The sequence below is a fragment of the Salinispora cortesiana genome, from assembly GCF_000484695.1.
GTDB lineage: Bacteria > Actinomycetota > Actinomycetes > Mycobacteriales > Micromonosporaceae > Micromonospora > Micromonospora cortesiana.
This window is the reverse complement of sequence record NZ_AXVR01000138.1, coordinates 1-2,702: the sequence shown is the minus strand read 5'-3', so window position 1 is coordinate 2,702 and position 2,702 is coordinate 1. Positions and strand designations below refer to the sequence as shown.

At 68.0% G+C, this 2,702-nt stretch carries 1 protein-coding gene and 1 pseudogene; one reads left to right on the top strand and one right to left on the bottom strand.

From position 1 onward, the window contains the following. A pseudogene (locus K228_RS0124445) lies at positions 1-482 on the bottom strand (right-handed parallel beta-helix repeat-containing protein); the annotation flags it as partial. A 321-nt stretch (positions 483-803) separates the two neighbouring features. On the opposite strand from K228_RS0124445, the gene K228_RS0124440 reads away from it, so the two are divergent. Further along, the gene (locus K228_RS0124440) at positions 804-2,237 is read left to right on the top strand and encodes a nitronate monooxygenase (RefSeq protein ID WP_025620721.1); all 1,434 of its coding nucleotides are present in this window, start codon (positions 804-806) and stop codon (positions 2,235-2,237) included. The last annotated feature ends 465 nt before the right edge of the window (positions 2,238-2,702 follow it).

Here is a 2,702-nt window from a genome sequence, read left to right as displayed (position 1 = left end):
TTGAGGGTGATCGGGGTGACGATCGCGGGCAGACCGGCACCGTCGATGTCGGCGGTGAGCAGGTAGGTGCAGTCCTTGGCCAGGTCGAACACGCCGCCGCCGGTGGCGTTGGCGGACGTGATCGCGGCGATCAGCAGATCGGCGTCGCAGGGGACCGGCGTGCCCTTCGGCGCCTCCTTCTTCCCCTTGTGGTCCTCCCCCTTCTCCTTCTTCCCCTTGCCCTTGTCGCCCTTACCCTTGTCGCCCTTGCTCTTGTCGTCATGCTCGGACTTGCCGTTGTCCCGGTGACTGTCCCCAGGCTGGGTTTCAGCGCTGGTGGCGGCGCCTCCGGCAGCGCCGGCGGCCGGAGCCGCCGCGACGCCGACGGCGGTGAGGGCCAGTCCGGCTACGCCGGCCAGGCCGACCGCCCACCAACGCGACCGCGCCCGGCGTTCGTCTGGGCGGCCGGTCCCGGGTTCGTGGGTGTGATGCTGATGGTTCATCGCGGTGTCGATGTCCTTCCCCCGTGAACGGCGAGGAAGGACCGACCCAGGCCAGACTTCCTCGGCTACCAGGCAGGCGGTAGCAGCCATCTCGCACGCTAAACCGACACTCCACTCAACCGAACGTGAACACGAAAAACACCCCTAAACCAGACAAACGCGAGCGGGATGCCGTGGCCAGTACGCGTGGACCCGGCCTTCGGCCGAAGCCCCTGCATGACCTGACCCACCGTGATTACAGGACCAATTGCCCTGTCGTCCTCGGCCGACAGGCCACAGGATTGCCAGTGCCGACAAGGCCGGCTGAAGGGCAGAAACTAGGTGGAACTTCCGATCATCATTCAGGGCGGGATGGGCGTCGGTGTCTCCAGCTGGCGGCTGGCCGCCGCCGTATCCGCCGCAGGCCAGCTCGGGGTGGTGTCCGGGGTAGCACTCGACGCGTCACTGGCCCGCCGGCTACAGCTCGGCGACGAAGACGGCACGCTGCGGCAGGCACTGAACGCATTCCCCGCGCCGGAGGTCGCCCAGCGCGTGCTGGACCGCTACTACGTACCGGGGGGAATCCCCGCCGGCAAACCGTTCCGACCGGCGCCGCTGCTGAGCATGCGGCCCCGACGGCACGCGAACGAGCTGGCCGTGGTCGCCAACTTCGTCGAGGTCCACCTGGCCAAGCAGGGCCACAGCGGCGTCGTCGGCATCAACTACCTGGAGAAGGTCCAGCTCGCCACCCCCGCCGCGGTGTACGGAGCGATGCTGGCCGGGGTCGACTACATCCTGATGGGTGCCGGCTTGCCCAGTGAGATCCCGTCTCTGATCGACACCCTGACCCACCATCGGCCGGTCCAGCTGCCCGTCGCCGTCGAGGGCAGCCCGGCGGGGGAAACCCACACCGTCGCCTTCGACCCGCCTGATCTGACCGGCGAGCTACTACCGCCCCTCCCGCGGCCACGGTTCCTGGCCATCGTCTCCGCCGCGTCCCTGGTCAGCTACCTTGCCCGCAGCCCCCGTACCTGCCCCGACGGCTTTGTCCTCGAAGGGCCCACCGCGGGCGGCCACTCGGCTCGGCCCCGTGGCAAAATGGTCCTCGATGACAACGGCGAACCCGTCTACGGCGAGCGCGACCGGATCGACCTGGCCAAGGTAGCCGCAGCCGGGTTGCCGTTCTGGGTCGCCGGCGGACAGGCCGACCCGCGGCGGGTGGCCGCCGCTCGAGCGGCCGGAGCCGCCGGAGTTCAGGTCGGCACCGCCTTCGCCCTCTGCCGCGAATCCGGAATCAACCCCCAGCTACGGCGGCAGCTGCTCCAGCAAGCCACTGGCGGGCAGCTCACGATCCACAACGATCCGGCCGCCTCCCCGACCGGCTTCCCTTTCAAGATTGCCCAACTGGAGGGCACCGCCGCCGAGGACGGTATCTACCAGGCCCGCGATCGCCGGTGCGATCTGGGATATCTGCGCACCCCGTACCTGCGACCGACCGGCCGGATCGGTTTCCGGTGCCCGGCCGAGCCGGTAGACGACTACATCCGCAAAGGCGGCGCGGCGGAGGACACCGCAGGTAGCCGCTGCCTGTGCAACGGGCTCATGGGCACAATCGGCCTGGGCCAACGACGCGGCGGCAACGACACCGAGCCGCCGATCATCACCATCGGCCAGGACATCGGCGTTCTCACCGAGTTGCACCGGCGCTTCGGGGAGGACTATGCGGCCACCGACGTGCTGCACTACCTACTGGCGGCAGCACGTTCCGGACGCTGACCGATACCGCGGGACTGTCCACCCCACTGTTCGCATGGTGCCGCCCACCGTGATACCAGCAGAGCGCGCCCGCGCCTGCTCGACGGACCACTCGGTCCAGAGCTTGCTGCGAGTCGCATAGCTCGCGATCAGCAAGATCCCCGCGACCACCACATAGAACATCGAGCCCAGGCAGCGGCGCGGATCAGCAAGGCGCCGATCGCGGTCTCCATGTCCTGAAGCCCGCGTCCGCGCACCCGAAGCCACGGACGCCGCAATCTTGAGTTCACACCGGACAAACTGAGGCGCCAGCCACCCCAGTAATTTGCTGAAGCACATCTGGGGGAAACACTATCGTGTTCATGTCTGTTTGGGTCTTATGTCGGTTTAACTCGAGGATGGTTGCTACCACCGACCTGGTAGCCGAGGAACAGCACCCGGCCCTACCACCCGGATGACTGGCTTCTCGTCCGCGACGGGGAAGGA